The 21,762-nt window shown below is 43.0% G+C and carries 18 protein-coding genes and 1 pseudogene; 8 read left to right on the top strand and 11 right to left on the bottom strand.

Going from position 1 to position 21,762, the window contains the following annotated elements; genetic code table 11:
- Positions 1 to 382: 382 nt before the first annotated feature.
- Positions 383 to 520, top strand: coding sequence for a photosystem I protein PsaX (locus tag HWQ41_RS00960; RefSeq protein ID WP_292759027.1), 138 nt, complete (start codon positions 383 to 385; stop codon positions 518 to 520).
- Positions 521 to 541: 21 nt separating this feature from the next.
- Here HWQ41_RS00960 and HWQ41_RS00955 read toward each other — a convergent pair whose 3' ends face one another.
- Positions 542 to 1,408: a branched-chain amino acid ABC transporter permease gene (locus tag HWQ41_RS00955; RefSeq protein ID WP_292759024.1), complete on the bottom strand. Its 867-nt coding sequence runs from the start codon at positions 1,406 to 1,408 to the stop codon at positions 542 to 544.
- Between the two features lie 206 nt (positions 1,409 to 1,614).
- Between HWQ41_RS00955 and hrmK the strand changes: the two genes are divergently transcribed.
- Both hrmK and larE read left to right on the top strand, forming a co-directional pair.
- Positions 1,615 to 3,486 (top strand): hybrid histidine kinase/response regulator HrmK, encoded by a 1,872-nt coding sequence (hrmK, locus tag HWQ41_RS00950; RefSeq protein WP_292759022.1) that lies wholly within the window; start codon positions 1,615 to 1,617, stop codon positions 3,484 to 3,486.
- A 117-nt stretch (positions 3,487 to 3,603) separates the two neighbouring features.
- The gene (larE, locus tag HWQ41_RS00945) at positions 3,604 to 4,431 is read left to right on the top strand and encodes an ATP-dependent sacrificial sulfur transferase LarE (protein WP_292759029.1); all 828 of its coding nucleotides are present in this window, start codon (positions 3,604 to 3,606) and stop codon (positions 4,429 to 4,431) included.
- Positions 4,432 to 4,760: 329 nt separating this feature from the next.
- Here larE and HWQ41_RS00940 read toward each other — a convergent pair whose 3' ends face one another.
- Positions 4,761 to 5,828: an SGNH/GDSL hydrolase family protein gene (locus tag HWQ41_RS00940; protein ID WP_292759019.1), complete on the bottom strand. Its 1,068-nt coding sequence runs from the start codon at positions 5,826 to 5,828 to the stop codon at positions 4,761 to 4,763.
- Positions 5,829 to 6,407: 579 nt separating this feature from the next.
- Here HWQ41_RS00940 and HWQ41_RS00935 point away from each other — a divergent pair.
- Together HWQ41_RS00935 and HWQ41_RS00930 are read left to right on the top strand one after the other, a co-directional pair.
- Positions 6,408 to 6,599: pseudogene (locus HWQ41_RS00935) on the top strand (helix-turn-helix transcriptional regulator).
- Positions 6,600 to 7,031: 432 nt separating this feature from the next.
- Positions 7,032 to 7,244 (top strand): hypothetical protein, encoded by a 213-nt coding sequence (locus HWQ41_RS00930; RefSeq protein ID WP_100899890.1) that lies wholly within the window; start codon positions 7,032 to 7,034, stop codon positions 7,242 to 7,244.
- A 73-nt stretch (positions 7,245 to 7,317) separates the two neighbouring features.
- Here the strand turns inward: HWQ41_RS00930 and HWQ41_RS00925 are convergent, their stop codons facing one another.
- The 7 genes from HWQ41_RS00925 to psaA all read right to left on the bottom strand — a co-directional run bounded on the left by HWQ41_RS00925 (position 7,318) and on the right by psaA (position 15,592).
- A complete protein-coding gene (locus tag HWQ41_RS00925; protein WP_292759014.1) occupies positions 7,318 to 8,223 on the bottom strand; it encodes a site-specific DNA-methyltransferase in 906 nt (301 codons plus the stop codon).
- A gap of 249 nt (positions 8,224 to 8,472) precedes the next feature.
- A complete protein-coding gene (gene cynS / locus HWQ41_RS00920) occupies positions 8,473 to 8,913 on the bottom strand; it encodes a cyanase (RefSeq protein WP_292759011.1) in 441 nt (146 codons plus the stop codon).
- A gap of 62 nt (positions 8,914 to 8,975) precedes the next feature.
- A complete protein-coding gene (locus HWQ41_RS00915) occupies positions 8,976 to 9,419 on the bottom strand; it encodes a hypothetical protein (protein WP_292759008.1) in 444 nt (147 codons plus the stop codon).
- A gap of 23 nt (positions 9,420 to 9,442) precedes the next feature.
- On the bottom strand, positions 9,443 to 10,000 hold the full coding sequence (locus HWQ41_RS00910; protein WP_292759005.1) for a hypothetical protein: 558 nt from the start codon (positions 9,998 to 10,000) through the stop codon (positions 9,443 to 9,445).
- Positions 10,001 to 10,011: 11 nt separating this feature from the next.
- On the bottom strand, positions 10,012 to 10,695 hold the full coding sequence (locus tag HWQ41_RS00905) for a hypothetical protein (protein ID WP_292759002.1): 684 nt from the start codon (positions 10,693 to 10,695) through the stop codon (positions 10,012 to 10,014).
- Positions 10,696 to 10,973: 278 nt separating this feature from the next.
- Entirely contained in the window at positions 10,974 to 13,199 is a 2,226-nt protein-coding gene (psaB, locus tag HWQ41_RS00900) for a photosystem I core protein PsaB (protein ID WP_292758999.1), read from the bottom strand.
- Between the two features lie 134 nt (positions 13,200 to 13,333).
- Positions 13,334 to 15,592 (bottom strand): photosystem I core protein PsaA, encoded by a 2,259-nt coding sequence (psaA, locus tag HWQ41_RS00895; RefSeq protein ID WP_292758996.1) that lies wholly within the window; start codon positions 15,590 to 15,592, stop codon positions 13,334 to 13,336.
- 536 nt (positions 15,593 to 16,128) lie between these two features.
- Between psaA and HWQ41_RS00890 the strand changes: the two genes are divergently transcribed.
- Positions 16,129 to 17,556 carry a hypothetical protein gene (locus HWQ41_RS00890; RefSeq protein ID WP_292758993.1) on the top strand — a complete coding sequence of 476 codons (1,428 nt, stop codon included), beginning with the start codon at positions 16,129 to 16,131 and terminating at the stop codon, positions 17,554 to 17,556.
- Here the strand turns inward: HWQ41_RS00890 and glsA are convergent.
- Positions 17,521 to 18,435, bottom strand: a complete 915-nt coding sequence (glsA, locus tag HWQ41_RS00885) for a glutaminase A (RefSeq protein ID WP_292758990.1) — start codon at positions 18,433 to 18,435, stop codon at positions 17,521 to 17,523. The two genes, HWQ41_RS00890 and glsA, sit on opposite strands and share 36 nt — an antisense overlap.
- Before the next feature lie 110 nt (positions 18,436 to 18,545).
- On the opposite strand from glsA, the gene HWQ41_RS00880 reads away from it, so the two are divergent.
- Both HWQ41_RS00880 and HWQ41_RS00875 read left to right on the top strand, forming a co-directional pair.
- The gene (locus HWQ41_RS00880; RefSeq protein WP_292758987.1) at positions 18,546 to 19,301 is read left to right on the top strand and encodes a ricin-type beta-trefoil lectin domain protein; all 756 of its coding nucleotides are present in this window, start codon (positions 18,546 to 18,548) and stop codon (positions 19,299 to 19,301) included.
- Positions 19,302 to 19,419: 118 nt separating this feature from the next.
- Positions 19,420 to 20,934, top strand: coding sequence for a thioredoxin-like domain-containing protein (locus HWQ41_RS00875; protein ID WP_292758984.1), 1,515 nt, complete (start codon positions 19,420 to 19,422; stop codon positions 20,932 to 20,934).
- Positions 20,935 to 21,023: 89 nt separating this feature from the next.
- Here the strand turns inward: HWQ41_RS00875 and HWQ41_RS00870 are convergent, their stop codons facing one another.
- A complete protein-coding gene (locus HWQ41_RS00870) occupies positions 21,024 to 21,557 on the bottom strand; it encodes a DUF4352 domain-containing protein (protein ID WP_292758981.1) in 534 nt (177 codons plus the stop codon).
- Positions 21,558 to 21,762: the final 205 nt, after the last annotated feature.

Here is a 21,762-nt window from a genome sequence, read left to right as displayed (position 1 = left end):
AGGGAGTGGGGAGAAATCAATTCAAAATTCAAAATGACGCTCTCTACGAGACGCTAAAAGCGAACGCAGACTCGCTCTAAGCGAACGCGAGTGCGTCTGGTAGAGAAGATATGCCTTTATGCGTTGCCTCAAGGGACGCGAGTGCGTCTCCCCTTCTCACATTGGGAGAGGCTAGCGCCAAGGGAGAAGAGAAGGCTTTACGCTACGCTAACAAAATTCAAAATTGAAGAATTTATGCCTCCTGCCTCCTCTTTCCCAATCTCCAATGCCCCATACCCAATGCCCAATTCTCAAGTTCACACAAATATTCTTAAAGAATTTGAGTATTTGGTACGCCAGTTTGGTATTTCTTAAAAAGTCTTGACATTAGGAGAATCGCATTATGACTGCTAAAGCTAAGAATTCCCCAGTTGCCGACAGTGGAGCTAAACCTCCCTACGCCTATCGCACAGGCTGGGCACTGTTCTTGTTGGCTATTAACTTCCTGGTAGCAGCCTACTACTTCCACATTATTCAATAGTTAGAAGTGGAGTGGTGCTGCTCAAATCGTCCCTTTGAATAAACCTTTGGGACGAATGAGCAGCACCAAAATCATGATCAACAGTGCTACACCTTGTTTATACTGTGAACCCAGCCAAGGGGTGCTGATTTCCTGGACGATGCCAATAATAAAAGCTGCCGCGATCGCACCGTAGGGGTTGCCAATCCCACCAAGTATTACTGAGGCAAATAACGGTAAAATTAAGAACCATCCCATATTCGGACGCACGGCTGTAATTAACCCATACATACTGCCGCCCAATGACGTAAGAGTGCCAGCAATTAGCCAAGTCCAGAAAATTACTCGGTCAACATTGATACCTGAAACCCTGGCTAAGTCCAGATCGTCAGCAACTGCTCGCATCGCTTTACCAATTTTGGTATTTTGTAGCAGGTAATGCAGCCCTAAAATTGCTAGCACCGCCAACCCCAATACCAATAATTGATTTTGCGGCACCTTTAAACCCAAAATATCTAAAGCCGGGGTAACAGGTAAATCATAATTTTGGTTCTTGCCACCCCAGATAAAAATAATCCCATTGCGAAGAAATAAGGCAAGCCCGATAGAAATAATAATCAGCGTAGTGGAAGTAGCGCGGATAGAGCGCATCTTTGACCACAGTAACTTTTCCGATAACAGCATTGCTGCTACTGTTCCCGCCGCCGCCACGATCATCGACAGCCAAATATTGACTCCAATAGTGTTTATCAGCCAAGTCAGATAGGCTCCTAAAGTTAGAAAGTCACCATGAGCAAAGTTAGATAGCCGTAAAATTCCATAGGTAAGAGTCAGTCCAACTGCGGCTAGAGCAATAATGCTCCCCACCGCAATCCCATTAACGATTAGTTGGGCGAATTGTGTATCCATAAGTCTTAAGTTGCTTTTAAAAAATTTTAGGTCAGTGGTTCATACAATAATTTTTTTGGTCTAGCTGCTAAATCCGACATCATAAGTTATGGTTTATAACAACATAAGTTATGGTTGATAAATAAAAAAGAATTCTCCGCTAATATACATAGAATCCTGTTCGGATTTTTATGCAAAGCTAAACTTGTTCAGCGGTCTAGTTGACCATGCAGCAGTACTCAAGCTTACCAGACCAGAACTCACAGATAGATGTAACGCCAAAACTTTTGACAACAATTCAGCAACTTCGCGCACAGCTGTGGCTGGAGAGCAGCTTGAACCAGTTGCAAAGTCGCCTTAATGATTGCCTACTTTCTGCTTGTAACACTGTCCCACAGGCAGGAGCCGCACAAGCGGAAATTTTCCAAACTGTGGTTAACGAGATTAACAGTGCTGTTCACAGCAGTAATCTGGCGCTTACAGATTGTGCCGTAGGCATCGCTCTGTTTCAACCACAAGAAACTGTTGCCACAGTTTGCTATGTTTCTCGTTCTCCATCCCCAAACTCACAACCTTTATTTCTAGAAGTGCTGACAGCAGAAAAAAAGCTGCTGTTGAGATTGCAAGAGGTCATAGAACTCGAAGATTTGCAACAGCTTGAGAATCAACAACCACCGAGCGCTTGGCGGTTAGCTGATGATTCTGGCAGCGTCATGGGCTGGCTAATTATCGCCGCAGCGCCCCTAAGTTCTGATCGTGAGTCGCTCATCGAATCACAAGCTCAACTCAGATCACAATTGATGGCAAGGTCTGCCAAGTACTGTACGACAGCCTTGCTACAACTTAGGCACATCCTATCTTGGCAGCAACGGTATGAACAGTTAAGTAGCTCTAATCAAGAATTGGAGCGCACCAATCAACTCAAAAATCAGTTTCTGGCAAATACTAGTCACGAAATTCGCACACCGCTTAGTTCTATAATCTTGTCTAGCGACCTGCTTTTAGCCCCAGGATACGAACCAACTAGAGAACGCCAGCAAGAGTATTTAAATATCATTCAGTCTAGCGGCAAGCACTTGCTAGCTCTGATTAATGATATTTTGGATCTCTCTAAAATTGAAGCAAATCAGCTGGAAGTGCAGTGGGAAACAATAGATGTGCCACTGCTGTGTAGCAATGTTTTGGCACTGGTGAAAGAGAAAGCCGCTAATAAGGGTTTGAGACTGTGCCTAGAACTTGAACCCGATATTACAACCCTAGTAGCCGACCCCTTACGACTCAAGCAAATGCTGTTGAATTTACTCTTCAACGCCCTAAAGTTTACAAGTATTGGAAGTGTTGGCTTACAGGTTGCTCCCAAAGGTGTATTTATGCATTTTACTGTTTGGGATACTGGCACTGGCATTTCCCAAGAAGACCAAGTTCAACTGTTTCAACCCTATTTTCAAATTGCCAAGGCTGTAGCTGGTGGTGTTGAAGGTACTGGTTTGGGTTTATCAGTGACTCGGAAACTCGCTCAAATTCACGGTGGTTCTGTGAAAGTGGAATCTGAAGTAGATCGCGGCTCTCGTTTTACCCTCATACTTCCCCTTAAGCAAGAGGCAGAAGTGGGAGGAGATGAGGGAGCAGGGGGAGCAGGAGAAGCAGGGGGAGCAGGGGAAGCAAAATTTTCCTCATCTCCTTTGCCATTCACACCTAGTTCCTGTGTGGATATTTTGCTGGTAGAAAATGACTTACCCAACGCTGATTTGATGCAAATTTATCTACATAAATTGGGATATCAGGTGACTTGGGTCAAAAATGCTACTGAGATGTGGGAAGCTCTAACACAGTTAGACCCAGCGGTGATTTTAATGGATGTTTACCTGGCAGATGGAAATGGTCTTGAGTTGGTGCAACAACTGCGAGAAAATCGGCAATATCGGGCGATTCCGGTAATTGTTCAAACAGCAATGGCGATGAAAGGCGATCGCGAAACTTGTCTAGCGGCTGGAGTAAATGACTATATTTCTAAACCGATTGATTTACCACTTTTAAAAAGTCTGATAGCTAAATACAGCACAGCGCCAACCGAGGTTGATGGGGAGTGGGAGAGATGAGGGAGACAAGGAGAATAACCATGCCCAATGCCCAATGCCCCATGCCCCATGCCCCGTAACTAATGACTACAATAGAAATTGTTGGGTGCTATAGGGTTTGGGCAGGATTGGGAAATGATGCTGACAGAAAAATTTGAGCAATTAAGAGCCTTATTTCTGGAAATGGAGCAGGCGTTGATTGCCTACTCTGGGGGCGTTGATAGCACTTTGGTTGCCAAAATTGCTTTTGATGTGTTGGGCGATCGCGCTTTGGCTGTCACTGCTGTTTCTCCTTCGCTATTACCAGAAGAATTGGAAGATGCGAAAATTCAAGCTGCAACTATTGGGATTCCTCATAAAATCGTCCAGACTCACGAGATGGAAAATCCCAATTACACCTCTAACCCTGTTAACCGCTGTTATTTCTGTAAAAGTGAGTTGCACGATACTCTCAAACCTTTAGCTTTAGAGTTGGGTTATCCCTATGTAGTAGATGGGGTGAATGCCGATGATTTGCATGATTATCGCCCAGGAATTCAGGCGGCTAAGGAAAGAGGTGCGCGATCGCCTTTAGCAGAAGTCGGTGTCACGAAATTAGAAGTTCGCCAACTTTCGCAACAACTCGGTTTAGCTTGGTGGGATAAACCTGCTCAACCTTGCCTCAGTTCCCGGTTTCCTTACGGTGAAGAGATTACTGTCGCTAAATTGCAACGAGTCGGTAGAGGAGAAATTTTCTTAAGAAAGCTAGGTTGGCAGAATTTGCGTGTGCGATCGCAAGGGGATGTAGCACGCATTGAATTACCACCAGAACAAATTAAAGAGTTTGTGTTGACTAACGATTTACAAACATTAGTTTCGGCATTTCAAGATTTTGGATTTATCTACGTAACCCTAGATTTGGAAGGTTATCGCAGTGGTAAGTTGAATCAGGTTTTGAATCAAGAAGCCTTGGGCGTTAAACTATAGCATTTATTAGCGATTCGTCTGCAAAAAAGCTACCGGAATTTGAATGCAGCAAATCTTGGTGAAGATATGGCTGATTTGTGTGAGCGATTTGCACACGTTTAATTTCATTCCTCTCTGAGGAACTTCCGCAAATTTATAGCAACGGACAAGAAGGTTAGGACATTAACTGATGATAAAACCTATATACAAACAGACTTTCAACCCAGTCCCCAGTAAAGAGTCCCCTGCTATACTATTGAAATTACAAATATTTATATCTACAGGGACTATTTGGCAGCCCGTCTAGGCTATGGTGATGCGATCGCTCCAAGCATCGGCAAAGCGATCGCTCAATTCTCACGCTGAGTCAGCTTGTATTCTATCTGCTGTAGTGCCGATCGCCACACATCATATCCCTCTTGAGACAGGTGCAACCCATCTGTAGTCAACTCTGGGCGCATATTGCCTTCCATATCCGTAAACCAGCTATAGATATTTAGATAATTAGCGCCTTCTTGCTTGGCAATCACGGTTAATTGTATGTTTATGTGACGAATGCGGCTATTGGAAAGTTTTGGTAGGCGAGTAGGCAAAATTGATTCGACAATGATTTGAGCATGTGGATGAGTCTGTCGTAAGCGGTGGATAATTCGGCGATAATTACGCAAAATTGTTTCATCACTAGCGCCTTTGCGTAAGTCGTTAATCCCAGCCATGATGTAAATCACATCTGGCCGCGTTGCCGAAAATGCCCCTAATCTTTTTAAAACACCACTGGAAGTATCTCCAGATATGCCTTGATTCAGCCACAATTTCCCAGCAGGCAGTTTTTCTCTAGGAAACCACATGCTCAAAGAATCACCAACTAAGATACTTAGATGATTTACACCTTGACCTTGAGCGATCGCTCTAGCTTCTAAAGCTAGTAAACTTTTCCAGTCGTCATAAGTTAGCTGACGTTTCTTGATCGACTCCCACAAAGATTGCAAATTATCACTATCTACGCGTGTATAAATCTGACCTGTTTTCAGAGCCGCCAATCTTTGGTAGTAAAGTTGATTGCCAGATGTCAGTGAAAGACCAGCTGCTTGGCCGCTAGAGTTGAGTTGTGACTCCGTTGGGGCTGGTAATCCCTGACTGTCGGGTTCTGCTAAGGATAGATCAACGCTCTTGATATTTTCCTCACCTACTGTTGGCTGCGAACTTTTTAGGGGTTGTAACGCTTGGCCGCTGAGTTCTGGTAAGGAGAAATCAACGCTCTTGATAATTTTTGTACTGACTATTGTCTGCGAACCCTGTTTTAAATCCCACAGGAATCTAGAATTTTCTGGCAGGACAATCGACAGATGTGGAAGAGCCGATGCGGGTATTGCCAATCCTGTTAACAAACCTGCTGCCAACAGATAAGGGTCCTTCATCGATTTGTCTCTCCTCTACTCACTGCTTTTCCCTATGACAGCATTAGTTGCCTGTATTCAGGAAAATTTTACTTCGGTTAAGTTATTATTCTTATTTACACTGTATAGTTCTGTAAAGCGTGTTCACGAGATTATATTTGATAATTTACGATCTCTTTAAAGTACGGTTTTCCCGGTGGTATACAAGTCTGATTTGTGAGAATACTTCTACTGACAGCACTGTTTTCATCAGCCGACACTTTCCATAACTTAGTTGTCACAAATATTGCAAGTGTTTGCAAACTCGGCGATTAGTGAGTGATTTTTGAGTATCTCAGGACAGAGGTTTTTGCTTTTGATGTTACTAATATAGGGAATAAGCATTTGATTTTAGGTTTCCAGATTTCAGTAAATTGTGGCGATCGCATGAGAGTTTGCTAGACCGAGAGGCGATGTCTGACGACAAGCCGCAACTCTTGGAGACGCTGTGCGTAGCTTGCTTCTTTGCAGGAGTACACGTCTACACTTTTTAATTTCTCATATGAAATTGAGCGGTGCAAATACATCAGTTATCAAATATGGGATTAGTTCAGATTAAAGATTCGAGAACTACCACAAGAGTAAGGATGGACACTAAAATAACTTTCTGACCGTTCTGGGGTAATTTACAGCCCAGTTAGAAGTTATGCCCATCGTCCGGGAATGACAAGAGTTTACTTTACTGCCATTCACAAATTAGCTCGCACCTTTGATGTGACGATTGAAGATTTAGTAGAAATTCTAGAGGAATAGGCAAAAATTTAACTGTTGAGAATATTGATATCATACGATGGTGTGCCCTCAATCAGCAAGCATCAGGTTTGCCATAGTCAGAAGAAAGAGAACTCACTCAAAAAAGAGGTTTGACCCTCAATCAAACAGGTTTAGGATAACTCTGGAGTCATTTACAGTGGTGTCAGACACTATACCCGTTATCCAGGAATGACAAAAGTTAAATTTATTTTCATCGAAAAGTAAGCTCTGACGTTTGATGCCATGATTGAAGGTTTGATATAGATTGTCCAGTAGTATGATAATGCCCTGCACTTAGAACAGTTGTTCTCTATATACGTAATTTAAAATTTATGTTTACTCATTGAAGTATGAGTTGAAACACATTTAAATTAAGTTTTAACTCTAGAGAATAACCTCATTGGAAGTGCTAATATTTAGGCTGAATCATTAGTGTTTTCCTTTTATTCCGTGGCAAGAGCTAGTACAGCGATTGGTGTCAGTCCCATTATTAAGGAGATTGTGCAAAAACAGGCACATTCGACACGTTTGACCCTGAAAGAAGTTATTCTCATGGGGATGTTAGCAATTGACAAACTAGATGATCAAGGTCGTCAAGAGCTAGCGGATCAAGTTCATCAAATGCAGGTGAATGGGGAAATTTAAGTGAGTAGTTATGAGTTAGGAGTTATGAGTTATAAATTTTAACTCCTCAGTCCTCACTGTTTACTTAATTTTGTTATTGGCTAAATCGATAACGACTTCCCGTTATATAATTCTCGTTAATTTCAAAAGATATCCATCGGCGTTGCAGAGTTTCAGCAACAAAGCCGGTTGTATTAGAACCTGCAAATGGATCTAATACTATATCACCTTCATCAGTTAAGAATTTGATGAAGAACTCGGCGAACCCTTGAGGAAAACGTGCTGGATGGGGTCTAATTTCTGCTGCTTTACAGCGTCGTAAATAAGCACTATTCGATTCAGTATTAGCAATTTCTAGTAGATTTGGCGGAATTGCACCTTGGTTATCCTTTTGGAATTTATCCGAAATATCATGTCCACTAGGACGTATTTTAGGCTTATAGCCATTTTTGAGTAATTGTTTCATACTTTGGCTATAGGGCTTTAAAACTTTTCTGTTATCTGCTTTAGGATTCGGTGTTTTAGACAACCACCAAACTGCATTTACAGAATCTTTGACGCGAATTCGCCTGATTGTCACCCACTCAGCAGGGGTTGGCAGTCGAGCCGGATTATAGTGGTAAAATTCTTGAGCAAGAAAGAAACCTACTTCTTTGCATAATCTGACTAAAAGTTCGTATTGGTAGATACTCCGCACGGGATTACCAGGTAAGTAAGCGCCACCTAAATCTAGTACGAATGAGCCATTATCTGCCAGTACTCTTTTAAATTCATAGGCAAAAGGTAGAAACCACTCAATATATTTTTCAGCAGTTTCGTTACCGTATTCTTTTTTTCGTGTCAGAGCAAATGGAGGTGATGTGATAATTAAATTAATACTATTATCATCAATGAATTTAATAAGTTTAAGACTATCACCTAAATATGCTGCTCCGTTCTGCTGGGTATAAGAGGGATTAAAAATTATTTCTTTTGGTGGCGTTATTGGTTCTTCTTGCAAGAGTTATAAAATTATCTCATTTTTTATAGTTATAACTTGTTTTGGTATTGTCTAAGTATTTAATTTTAAAAGTTATTTTTTTAACGCACAGAGAAGTCGGAGCGGCGCTGACGCCGTAGACGCATTCGCGGAGCGTCTGTCTGCGACACGCTGCGCGAACGTAGAGAAGCGGCTTATCGTGTGTTAGAAGATACTCCAGAAAGATTTTGCGATCGCTCAGTGCAGAGGTTTGTGTAACTAACTGAAACATTACCACTTTTTATATGGTAGAAATTTACCAGACATAATAATTTTAATGCGATCGCCTTTAGGGTCTTCTTGTTTTTCCACATCTAAGGTAAAGTCAATCGCGCTCATAATTCCGTCGCCGAATTTGTCGTGAATCACGGCTTTAATTGGGAATCCGTACACCTGCATAATCTCGTAAAAACGATAAATTAGTGGGTCGGTTGGTACAACTGGGCCCAATCCTTTTACAGGGTATTCAGTCAACTCATTAATATAACTAGCATCTAACCCCAATGCTTCAACCAGTAACTTAGCTTCTTCTTCAGAAGCGCTGGCTTGACGGTAGATTAAAGCAGCAATCCATACTTCATCACGTCCGAGAATTTTTTCTAAATCGGCAAAGCTTAGTCCTTTCTCTCGTTTTGCTGCTAACAGCTTTTGAGTAATTTCGGGAATAGACACCTAATAACTCCTCTGGTGAAAATCTGTAATGTCATTGTACTCATCGCAATGCTAAATATTTTCTACACTGGAATTGATTTTTTCATAATACAGGCAACCTCTCCATAACCAGGATTTCCAGTTAGCCCTTGTAAATTATTATGCTCTATATCTTCAAGTGATCCCAGTTTACTTGTCCATTTACCAGTCGGTAGTTGTCTCGCAACGTGGGTTGGTACTTTATTGGAATTAGTATATATAGCTATTTTTTTAAATCTCTCTTCTAAAACATCACCTTCACAGACTTCATAGCCAAGCATTTTATATACTTCTTGAAAGGCTTCAAGCGTTTCTTCTCTAGAAATATCTGGTGGCCAGTAGTACTGATGTTGAATATCTGGCCACCACCATGTTTCATCATCTTCTGCTGCCCAAGCAATACAGTTGTAATCAATTGTATCTGGACTGGTAAGTTTGTATCCATAGACAGTGAGGTTAGGATAATCACGCTCAATATTTTCTGTCACAAACTTAACCCAAGCGTTATTACCTACCACCTGTAGCCTCTTTGCCGACCCCACTCTAGCCAAGCTTTAGTCATCTCCTTTACCTTTCCCCTATATTCTGGAGGTACAGGATCTTCTCTGCTGATGGATTTTAATGCCCAAAACCAGTGTCCAGATTTCTTTTCCAGTTCCCTAAGTAAAAGTGGGATGACAGCTTTTCCCATGCCAATAATTTGCTGGTATGCAGGGTGCATCGACATTTGATTAGTAGATGACATCCCGCGAGTTTCTTCACGCCATTGCTTAACAAGCGCTGTAAAGGTGACTTCTGAGTCTATATGTCTAGATACAGAGCGATATCGAGAGCGTTCCAGTGCATATTTCCGATCTTTAGCGCTTTTGAAGAAGAGTAAATTGTCACAGTTATTTTCATCACGTACTCTTCGTTTATCTTCTAGATCATTCCAGTCAAATCGAGCTTTGAACTTGGCTTGATTCATCTCAATTGCATTTTGGCTCGGTAAATAATCAGGCTGAGAGCGCTTTAAATTATGTTGGTCTTTTGTAACCCAAGGATTAGACTTTTCTACAGCAACTGGCATTTGTATAACCTTTATTCTACATCCAGGTAATTCAAGTATGGAATATTTGCTCTGCCTAGCATCAATTTGATAGATTTTGCTTTTCTATCTGCTCTATCTAACTGTTGGCGTAATTGTTCTAAATCTATTGAATCCAAAGCTACAAAAAACTCATGTGTACCATCTAAATCTGCATACTGAATTTTCAGCATGTGAACTATTACAACACCTGCTGGGCCTTTTTCTAAATCTGGTTCAAAGATAGGACGCATATCGGTAAGAACACGAGAGCGTGTGAATATACGTTCATGGTCACGCATCACATCAATTGCTTTAGATGTAACACTAAGAACACCATCAAATTCTAAAAAAGCAGCTAATCGTCGCTCAAATTCTTGTTTTTCTGCTCCAGAAAGATTGGGAAGGTCTTGATCATCCTGAACAGCCTGACTAATTCTTTCTACAATCTTATTTGTCGGTGTGTCGAAGTAATCTCGAAGATTGTACAGGGAAATCAATGCTTCTATCAAATCTTCTACTTCTTCTACGGTCAAGGCTTGAACCTGTAAAGCCACTATTGATGCCAAATCCTCGATAAGCAGTGAAGGGGGGGCTTGCCTCAAAGCATTAATTAATTCATCTATAGTTCTGCCGTCTATGCTTACAAGTTGTTTGAACCCAGGCTTATATTTTTCTGGGATTTCCAGTTCTGCCATATTACTTCTGCCCCACTACAATAACCCAAGACTCTTGGTTGATGAAAAAATAACTTGAAAAAGACTGCAAAACTGTGTGATACCAGCCAACAATCTAGTTAAAACTTACATAGTATTTTTTAACAAAACTTTATTCAGGCGAATCACTGCAATTGTACCAAATCTATTGCTCCCACCTCCAGAGATTATTTATAAGCAAACAATAGCCAATCCAACAAAAAATCCCCCACCTTGCGGCAGGGGATTTTTATTACTTATCTACAAAACTAGCAGCCGAATTAACCGAACTTACCAGCAGTAGAAGCAATCAAGAACGCGGCGTAAGTCACGATGTAGCCAACAGTGAAGTGAGCTAGACCAACTACACGAGCTTGAACAATAGACAGAGCCACGGGCTTGTCTTTCCAGCGAACTAGGTTAGCCAGAGGAGTGCGTTCGTGTGCCCAGACAAGGGTTTCAATCAACTCTTGCCAGTAACCTCTCCAGGAGATTAAGAACATGAAGCCAGTAGCCCAAACTAGGTGTCCAAACAAGAACATCCAAGCCCAGACAGATAGGTTATTCACGCCGTAGGGGTTGTAACCGTTAATCAACTGAGCAGAGTTAGCCCAGAGGTAATCGCGGAACCAGCCCATGAGATATGTAGAGTTCTCATTGAACTGAGCTACGTTGCCTTGCCAAATACCTAGATGCTTCCAATGCCAGTAGAACGTAACCCAACCAAGGGTGTTCAGCATCCAGAATGTAGCGAGGTAGAACGAATCCCATGCTGAGATGTCGCAAGTACCGCCACGACCGGGGCCGTCGCAAGGGAAGGCATAGCCGAAGTCCTTTTTATCGGGCATCAGCTTAGAACCACGGGCATCCAAAGCACCTTTGACCAAGATCAAGGTGGTGGTGTGCAGACCTAAAGCGATCGCATGGTGTACCAAGAAGTCGCCAGGGCCAATTGTCAAGAACAGGGAGTTAGTACCAGCATTGATGGCATCTAACCAGCCTGGTAGCCAAACGTTAGCGTAGTTGGGCCATGCTGTGTAAGCAATACTATCTGGGTTAGATAGCAAGGTATCTAAACCGTAGAGTACTTTACCGTTCGCAGCTTGGACGAATTGAGCAAATACTGGCTCAATCAAGATTTGCTTTTCAGGAGTACCGAAAGCAACTACTACGTCGTTGTGTACGTACAGACCAAGGGTGTGAAAGCCCAAGAAAAGGGATACCCAGCTAAGGTGGGAAATAATCGCTTCTTTGTGCTGAAGTACGCGCTCAAGCACGTTACCCTTGTTTTGCTCTGGGTCGTAATCACGTACCCAGAAGATTGCTCCGTGAGCAAAAGCACCAAGCATCAGGAATCCAGCAATATACTGGTGATGCGTGTACAACGCTGCCTGAGTTGTGTAGTCCTTCGCAATAAATGCGTAGGAAGGCATGGAGTACATGTGCTGCGCTACCAGGGAAGTAACAACACCTAGCGCTGCTAAGTGCCAACCCAATTGGAAGTGCAGGGAGTTGTTGTAGGTGTCGTAGATACCTTGGTGAGGTAGGTTGAACGGGCCTTCAACAGGAATACCAAAGAAATTCTTGGCATTTAATGCTTCCTTGAGACTGTGACCAATCCCAAAGTTTGTCCGGTACATGTGACCAGCAACGATGAATAAAACTGCGATCGCTAAGTGGTGATGAGCTATGTCAGTCAGCCACAAAGCTTCTGTCTGGGGATGGAAACCACCCAAGAAACTCAGAATTGCAGTTCCTGCACCTTGCGATGTCCCGAATATATGTCCAGGAGTGTCAGGGTTTTGAGAGTAAACACCCCAGTTGCCTGTAAAGAATGGTGTCAAACCGGCTGGGTGGGGTGGGGTATTCAGGAAGTTATCCCAACCTACGTGCTGACCGCGAGCTTCGGGGACAGCAACGTGAATTAAGTGACCAGCCCATGCCAATGAACTAACACCAAACAAACCTGCTAAGTGGTGGTTTAGGCGATGTTCAGCGCTCTTAAACCATGCCAAGCTAGGACGGTACTTGGGTTGCAAGTGCAGCCAACCAGCAAACAGTAATACAGCAGCGAATAACAGCAAGAAAACTGAACCGTTGTACAGTTCGCCGTTATTCCGCATACCGATGGTATACCACCAATGGTAGAGACCAGAGTAGGTAATGTTTACCGGATTGCTAGCGCCAGCTTGGGTAAAAGCTTCGATCGCTGGTTTACCAAAGTGGGGGTCCCAAATCGCATGGGCGATGGGACGGATGTGAAGGGGATCTTTAATCCACTGTTCAAAGTTACCTTGCCAGGCTACGTGGAACAGGAGGCTGGATGCCCACAGGAAGATGATTGCCAAGTGACCGAAGTGAGTTGCGAAAATCTTTTGGTAAAGATTTTCCTCTGTGATGCCATCATGGGTTTCAAAATCGTTGCCTGTAGCGATCGCATACCATATCCGACGAGTCGTCGGATCCTGTGCGAGATCCTGGCTAAATTTCGGAAATTTTGTCGCCATAGGTTTAATAAATCCTCTGACCTTTAGCCATCAAATACCAGCGTCTAGAGTCCTGAGTTTTGAGTCCTGAGTACCAAGTTTTGAGTATTTTCTCAGCACTCAGCACTCAGCACTCAGCACTCCACAACTGATTGCTACCCTACTGAAAGGATGTGTGCATGGAAGAATGCCCAAGTTGTGGCAATTCCTCCCAAGAGGTAGTGAGCTACCCCTACAGCCCGACCCTGAATAATGCTCAGAGCGCGAGGCTGAATTGCTGGTGCTACCTTCAGTTTGTTATGCGCCCAAACAATGGACTCAATCAGTTCTTGCCAGTAGCCGCGACCACTGAACAGGAACATCAAGCTGAATGCCCAGACAAAGTGAGCGCCTAAGAAGAGTAGACCATAGGCAGATAGCGCACTGCCATAGGAATTGATGACTTGTGTAGCTTGTGCCCACAAGAAGTCACGCAACCAACCGTTGATGGTGATGGCGCTTTGGGCAAAGTTATCACCAGTGATGTGAGTCACATTCCCGGCTGCATCTACGGTTCCCCAGACATCTGATTGCATCTTCCAACTGAAGTGGAAAATTACAATCGATATGGAGTTGTACATCCAGAAAAGTCCGAGGAATACGTGATCCCAACCAGACACTTGACAGGTACCGCCACGACCAGGACCGTCGCAGGGGAAGCGGAAGCCCAGGTTAGCTTTGTCTGGAATCAGACGAGAGCTACGGGCGTATAGCACACCTTTGAGCAGAATTAGGACGGTGACGTGAATGGTGAAGGCGTGAATGTGGTGAATTAGGAAGTCCGCTGTGCCCAAAACAATGGGTGCAGCTGCCACTTTCCCGCCAACAGCCAAAATACCGCCGCCAAAGACATAGCTAACTGGTTCTAGGGCATTAGGTGCAGTTGTACCAGGAGCCAAGGCGTGGATATTTTGTATCCACTGGGCAAAAACTGGCTGCAATTGAATCCCTGTATCAGAGAACAAGTCTTGAGGACGACCCAATGCTCGCATTGTGTCGTTGTGGATGTAAAGTCCAAAGCTATGGAAGCCGAGGAAAATAGACACCCAGTTTAGATGAGAAATAATCGCATCCCGGTGACGAATTACCCGATCCAACACGTTGTTTTGGTTCACAACTGGATCGTAATCCCGCACCATGAAGATAGCAGCGTGAGCCGCTCCACCAACAATTAAGAAGCCACCGATCCACATATGGTGTGTGAATATGCACAACTGCGTAGCGTAGTCAGTTGCCAAGTATGGATAGGGAGGCATCGCGTACATGTGATGCGCGATGATGATGGTCAGCGAACCCAAGAAGGCCAGGTTAGTAGCCAACTGAGCGTGCCAAGAGGTGGTCAGATTTTCGTAGAGACCTTTGTGACCTTCACCGGTGAAGGGCCCTTTGTGGTTTTCTAGAATCTCTTTAATGCTGTGACCAATACCCCAGTTGGTACGGTACTGGTGACCAGCAATGATGAACAGGACTGCGATCGCTAAGTGGTGATGGGAAATATCTGTCAACCACAAGCCGCCTGTTACCGGGTTCAGACCGCCCTTGAAGGTGAGGAAGTCAGCATACTGACCCCAGTTCAAGGTGAAGAAAGGTGCTAAACCAGCAGCAAAGCCAGGGTATAGTTCGGTCAACAAGTCTTTGTTCAAGATGAACTCGTGGGGCAAGGGTATGTCTTTGAGAGCAACGCCTGCATCCAAAAGCTTGTTGGTCGGTGCGGACACGTGGATTAAGTGACCTGCCCATCCCAAGGAACCACAACCTAGCAATACTTGCAAGTGGTGATTCAGCATCGATTCCACATTCTGGAACCATTCCAGTTTGGGAGCGCGTTTGTGGTAGTGGAACCAGCCGGCAAATAGGAATAAGCCTGCTAATACCAAGCCACCGATCGCTGTGCAGTAAAGTTGGAAGGAGTTTGTAATCCCCCAACCACGCCATACTTGGAACAAACCGGAGGTGATTTGAATACCGTGGAAACCACCGCCAACATCACCATTTAAAATGTCTTGTCCCACAATGGGCCAAACGACCTGGGCACTAGGCTTAACGTTCAACGGGTCGGTTAGCCAAGCTTCGTAGTTAGAAAACTTTGCGCCGTGGAAAATCATCCCGCTCAACCAGATTGTCACTACAGCCAAGTGGCCGAAGTGGGCTGAGAATATCTTGCGGGAGATGTCTTCTAAATCGCTTGTATGTGTATCAAAATCATGGGCGAGTGCGTGCAGGTTCCAAATCCATGTGGTGGTTTTGGGACCTCTGGCTAAGGTTCTGTCAAAGTGCCCAGGTTGTGCCCATCTCTCGAATGAGGTAGGAACCGGGTCGTTATCGACGATTACTCTTGCCTTTTTTTCCTCTCGCTCCGGAGGACTTATTGTCATTCGACCTCCTCTCTTGATCAGGAATGAGGAATCATGAATACCACAAAATGAACCATTCCCGCATACTCCAGAATTTTACTGAAGCCGCGATGAAGACCCGATGTGGATAGTTGTTTCTCGTTGAATTATAGAGTCTTCACTTGTACTTTGTTGGAGATATTTTAACAATAATTCAAACTTGCTCGAATCTGGCTGAAATTCGTGCCTAATCTGGCTTTTAACTTCAAACTATTTGTCCAAAAGTCAATAGATTCTCCATTTAATTTACAAAGGATAACAATTCGTAAAATTTATGGTTTGGCTGTATGTAGCCGATGTTCCAGCTTTTGCTACTGTTACCCGTGAATATTTGTGTCATATTTCAATTTTTGTAAGTAAAAAGCTGTAATTAATATGATTTTTTTAAAATTTTCTCAGATCCACAGGAAAACTTATGTGATGTGAGGCAGATTTCACCTTTTGGGCTATGTTCCCTATGGACAGTTTGAGCCAAAATAATCTAGTCAATTGTCGAAGACTATCACTGGGTGCAACGCATGAACTCGTGGCAGAAAAGGGTATTAGAGAAGCTCCTCCCTGAGAGGTTCCCGATTCTCAGGTGGGTAATGACATTGGTGCTGGTATTAAGCTTGATCAGTTGTGGCGAGAAAGCTGGTAGCCAGGAAGTATCTACTGGCTATAGAGAAAACCCCCCACAGATATCTCAAATTTCAAAGCAATTTTCGGAAATTTCCCCACCATCTGTGATCCAAGAACTGCGTCCAATCTTGGAAGTTTATCAGCCACAAGTGACAATTGTGACTCCACTACCTGATGAAGTTTTCCAAGATAACAAAGTCACAGCCAGTTTTCAGGTTAAGGATCTACCAATATTTAAAGACCCACAATTACAACTTGGGCCCCATCTACACGTAATTCTGGATAACCAACCTTATATACCGGTTTACGACCTGAATCAGCCCTTGGCTTTCCCAGATTTGTCTCCAGGTACTCATACGCTGCGCGTCTTTGCCTCCCGTCCTTGGCATGAAAGCTTTAAGAATGAAGGTGCTTATGCTCAGACAACATTTCACGTCTTCACCAAAACTGACGACAACAACCCAGATCCCAAATTACCTCTGCTAACTTACAGCCGTCCTCAAAGCAGCTACGGAGCAGAACCAATCTTACTGGACTTTTACCTAACTAACGCTCCCCTGCACCTCGTCGGGAAGGACAATCCTAACGACGAATTCAGTGATTGGCGCATCCGCTGCACAATTAATGGTGAAAGCTTTATTTTCGATCGCTGGCAAGCAGTTTATCTTAAAGGCTTCCGTCCAGGTAAAAACTGGGTAAAACTGGAATTTCTCGATAACCAGGGAAATCCTGTCAAAAATGCCTTTAATACCACAGTTAGATTGATTGACTACCAGCCAAAGGGTAAAGATACTCTGTCGAGAATTACCAGAGGAGAACTTACAGCAGATGAGGTGCGCCCCATTGTAGACCCGAATTATAGACTCACACCCACGCCATCTGTTGAAAAAACACCCGAAATACAACCAAAGGTAGAAAAACAGCCCATTCCTGAAACTGAAGTTCCAAAAGAATCCAAAACACAGCCAGAACAGCCAAAATTAGAAATTCCAACGGCTGTACCATCTCCCAGTTTGTCCCCAACACCACCAGAAATAATTACGCCAACTCCTGAATCAACGTCGTTACCTGAAAAAGTTGCGCCTCAGCCAACAAAACCTAGATTTGGTGGATTTTTCAACCGTGGGGCGGGTAAAGTTCCCACTCCCCAAGTAACAATTGCACCATCTCCGAGTTTGCCACCCACGCTGCCAGAGATTATTGAGTCTCCAGCACCAGAAATAATTACGCCAACTCCTGAATCAACGCTGTTACCTAAAACAACAGATCCCGATTCAGAAAAACCAGAATTAACCAAAAATACTCAACTGCAACTCTTGCGCTAAAGCCTCAACAAATGCGATCGCACCTACAGGATTTCCGATATTATCCAACCCAGGACTGTAACAAGCGATCGCTCCCTCACCTGGCACTATTGCTACAAGTCCACCACCAATCCCTGATTTCATCGGTAGACCAACTCTGACTGCAAACTGAGCAGAAGCTTCGTATAGTCCACAAGTTAACATCACAGCGTTGACAATTCGGCGATTTTGTGCTGATAAACAGCCATTTTCACAAGCTAGGAGTTTTCCTAACAGGGCTAAATCTTCAACTCGCCCAGACAGACAGCATATTTGCTCGTAAGTGTCAAGTGCTGTTTCAATATTTTCTAGATGACCGGCTTCGGCGAGATAATTAGCGATCGCTTGATTAGCTGTTGAGCGTGTTAATCGCACTGAAGCCAGCATTACCTCATCTAACCTTAATTGGCAACCTGCTAATTGGTTAAGCCATTGACAAAATAGAAAAGTGCGATCGCTTGCGTCCTTTCCTGGCAATTTATCAGAGAGGGTAATTGCCCCACTATTAATCATCGGGTTGCGGGGGCGTCCGCGATCGCTAACTAATTGTTCTAAAGAATTGAAGGGTGCATCCGATGGTTCCACCCCAACCCATCCAAAAACCGTTTCTGCGCCTAGATGTTCTAGCAGATAAAGTAGAGAAAATGGCTTAATCACGCTCATTAGCGGGAAAACACAAGCTGTATCCCCAAAACTGATAGTTTTCCCCGATTCACAGCAGATGTGAACTGCAAACCACCCAGGATAAGCTTTAGCTAATAATGGGATGCGATCGCAAACTTGTCCTCGTTCAGCTTGGGTTTTAGCTTGTTGTATCCAGGCTGACAAGTCCGTAGTAGTTAGTTTGTCAAGTCCTTTCAAAGTGTAAATTTTCTAAAAGTTCATTTATTAGATAGTAACTAACAGTATATTCTGAAGCTTACCAAGGTTTTTTAATAACGTAGAAACACGAAATTAAGGAGAAAAAATTTGTGAAACCTAATTTAAAAAAGCATACAGCGATCGCAGTTGGATTCGTTGGCTCGCTGTTATGGGGAGCAACTTGCATTCTAGAAAATCAAAATGCTATTGCACAAGTAGGGGGAATGTTTATAATAAACGAGCTATCCAACAGATGCCTTGATGTAAATGGAGATCCTGGCACAGTTAATGGTGCGCCATTGATACTTTATGATTGCGAACTATCTGGATATAACAGTAGTTCCGGTAGAATCACAGATCAGAAATGGGAATTTATTCGTGGGGGATTTATCAGAAATGTATTATCCAACAAATGCCTTGATGTAAATGGAGATCCTGGCACAGCTAATGGTGCGCCATTGATACTTTATGATTGCGAACTATCTGGATATAACAGTAGTTCCGGTAGAATCACAGATCAGAAATGGGAATTTATTCGTGGGGGATTTATCAGAAATGTATTATCCAACAAATGCCTTGATGTAAATGGAGATCCTGGCACAGCTAATGGTGCGCCATTGATACTTTATGATTGCGAACTATCTGGATATAACAGTAGTTCCGGTAGAATCACAGATCAGAGGTGGGAATACATTGGTGCAGGATTTATCAGAAATGTATTATCCAACAAATGCATTGATGTATCTGGAGATCCTGGCACAGCTAATGGTGCGTCATTGATACTTTATGATTGCGAACTATCTGGATATAACAGTAGTTCCGGTAGAACCTCTGATCAGAGGTGGCGATGGCAACCAAGCTTTTGAGAGATTAAGGGGTGGAGTGCAATGATTATGGAAATCATAACTAATTATCCGAAAATGATATTAATTACGAATTACGTTAGCGTAGCGGGGCGTAGCCCATTACGAATTATAAATTAGCATGATTCCCCGTGTCAGAGCGCCAGAATTACCGCAAAATTACTCTTGGCTTAATACCGACAAACCCTTGTCTCTTAAAGAACTCAAGGGTAGAGTCGTAATTTTAGACTTTTGGACATACTGCTGTATAAATTGTCTGCATATTCTGCCAAACCTGAAATATTTAGAACAAAAATATAAAGATAGTCTTACTATTATCGGCGTCCACTCTGCCAAATTTGATAACGAAAAAGAAACAGAAAACATCCGCCAAGCTATTTTGCGGTACGACATTGAACACCCAGTTGTAGTTGACACCGGTTTTCGGATTTGGGAAGAGTATGCTGTGCGTGCTTGGCCAACGTTAATAATTATTGATCCAGAAGGTTACGTGATTGGCCAGATTTCTGGTGAAGGAAACCGTGACACTTTAGACGAGTTGATTCAAAAGTTAATTCAGCAACATCAAGACAAAGGCACAATTAATTTCCAAGAAATCAGCTTGACTTTAGAAAAACAGCGCCAACCATTAATTTCACCTTTAGCTTTTCCTGGTAAAGTTCTAGCGACTCCAACGGGTTTATTCATCGCTGATTCTGGACATCATCGCTTAGTTGTGAGTAGCTTTGATGGAGAGATTCTGCACTTAATTGGTACTGGAAAATCTGGCTTAACTGATGGTGCTTTTAACGAAGCGCAATTTTTTGCACCACAGGGAATGGCTTATGATGCCGAAAATCAGATTCTTTATGTTGCTGATACAGAAAATCATGTTCTGCGGCGAGTTGATCTGAAGCGTCAAGTAGTAGAAGCGATCGCGGGAACTGGTAAACAAAGCCCCAATATCCGTCCTCATGGCGGTGCTGGTTTAGAAACCGCGCTGAATTCACCTTGGGATTTAGTGAAAGTGGGAAATAGCCTGTTTATTGCAATGGCTGGGCCGCATCAAATTTGGCAAATGGATTTGGAAACAGGCATCATCAAAACTTATGCTGGTACTGGTGCAGAAGCGTGTATTGATGGTTCACTCAGCGAATCTGCTTTTGCTCAACCTAGTGGTATTACTAATAATGGGCAAGAATTATATATTGCTGACAGTGAAGTTAGTTCAATTCGCGGTGTGGGAATTGTAGAACCGTACCAAGTGCGAACTGTTTGCGGTAGTGGGGGTTTATTTGGTTTTGGCGATGTAGATGGACAAGGTGAAGATGTCCGTTTGCAACACTGTTTAGGAGTGGAATACGCGCAGAATTTTTTGTGGGTGGCAGATACTTATAACCATAAAATTAAATTAGTTAGTTCCACTGGAAATTGTCAAACAGTTTTGGGGGATGGTTCTGTTGGTTTACAAAATGGTCAAGGTAAGAATAGCCGCTTTTTTGAACCTTCGGGATTGAGTGCTATGAGTTCATATTTATATATTGCTGATACTAATAACCACGCCATCCGCCGCGTAGATTTGAATACTCTTGAGGTGACAACGCTAGAGTTTCTTGGGTTATGTGCGCCGGATGTTTGTATTCCGCCGAATTTATAGAATGATTGCCTCAAGCGAAGGCGCAAAGTTTTTCTTTGCACCTTTGCGTGATATTTTAAAGAGAATAAATTAAATAGTGCTACTGTTGGTTAAAGTTTTAAAGAGAGAGATTTAAAGTTTTCATCCTCAATTATAAATTTATCTGCCTTGATCCCTTTAGGTGTGTCAAACAGTAAATCTACAGAACGAGCTTCACCTGGAGAGAAGGGTTTACTTAGCAAATCAACATTATATTTTAGCTCCCTCTCTTTATAATCGTATTTGTTGCCTTTTGAGTCAGCTAATTTTGAGAATGCAAGACTGAACCACGCATCATCCTCTCGTTGTCTTTTGCCACTTGTGTTTTTAACGGTTACAGAAACCACTGTCCAAACTTCAGCCGCTTCGTATGTTCTGTACTCTCCTTTAATTTTCTGTCCTGCATATTTAACACCTGTTGCGCTAACTTCCCAACCTTTGCGATTAACTTTGCCGTTAACTGCTTTTGAAACTGGTTCAATGTTAGTAGTATCGGCGGCATTTGCTTGAGATGATGAAGGCTCTAATTTGGCTTGTTGCGAAGGTGTACAGGCAGAAATGATAAGTAACAATGCTGCAATAGATAAGTATTTAAATTTATTCATGGTTGCACTCTGGTTGTATATCCAAACCTCTTTAAGCCTTTTGAGAGCTTTGTTGTTATGCTTCCCAAAAAGTGACCAATATTAACAAATAATAAAATCACGCAAAGGCGCAAATAAAAACTCTGCTTTTGTGCATAATATTTTCAAGAATAATGTTGTAAAGCGATTATCTTTAGCAGCTTTAATATCAGTATTATCACTGAAT

The organism is Nostoc sp. NOS(2021) (assembly GCF_017115025.1).
In the GTDB taxonomy this organism is placed as follows: Bacteria; Cyanobacteriota; Cyanobacteriia; order Cyanobacteriales; family Nostocaceae; genus Nostoc.
The sequence above is the reverse complement of the archived record's forward strand: the minus strand, read 5'-3'. Positions and strand labels throughout refer to the sequence as shown.

Coding starts and splice junctions, on each gene's coding strand:
- HWQ41_RS00960 (WP_292759027.1), top strand. CDS start 383: ATGACTGCTAAAGCTAAGAATTCCCCAGTTGCCGACAGTGGAGCTAAA.
- HWQ41_RS00955 (WP_292759024.1), bottom strand. CDS start 1,408: ATGGATACACAATTCGCCCAACTAATCGTTAATGGGATTGCGGTGGGG.
- hrmK (WP_292759022.1), top strand. CDS start 1,615: ATGCAGCAGTACTCAAGCTTACCAGACCAGAACTCACAGATAGATGTA.
- larE (WP_292759029.1), top strand. CDS start 3,604: ATGCTGACAGAAAAATTTGAGCAATTAAGAGCCTTATTTCTGGAAATG.
- HWQ41_RS00940 (WP_292759019.1), bottom strand. CDS start 5,828: ATGAAGGACCCTTATCTGTTGGCAGCAGGTTTGTTAACAGGATTGGCA.
- HWQ41_RS00910 (WP_292759005.1), bottom strand. CDS start 10,000: ATGCCAGTTGCTGTAGAAAAGTCTAATCCTTGGGTTACAAAAGACCAA.
- HWQ41_RS00905 (WP_292759002.1), bottom strand. CDS start 10,695: ATGGCAGAACTGGAAATCCCAGAAAAATATAAGCCTGGGTTCAAACAA.
- psaB (WP_292758999.1), bottom strand. CDS start 13,199: ATGGCGACAAAATTTCCGAAATTTAGCCAGGATCTCGCACAGGATCCG.
- psaA (WP_292758996.1), bottom strand. CDS start 15,592: ATGACAATAAGTCCTCCGGAGCGAGAGGAAAAAAAGGCAAGAGTAATC.
- HWQ41_RS00890 (WP_292758993.1), top strand. CDS start 16,129: ATGAACTCGTGGCAGAAAAGGGTATTAGAGAAGCTCCTCCCTGAGAGG.
- HWQ41_RS00875 (WP_292758984.1), top strand. CDS start 19,420: ATGATTCCCCGTGTCAGAGCGCCAGAATTACCGCAAAATTACTCTTGG.
- HWQ41_RS00870 (WP_292758981.1), bottom strand. CDS start 21,557: ATGAATAAATTTAAATACTTATCTATTGCAGCATTGTTACTTATCATT.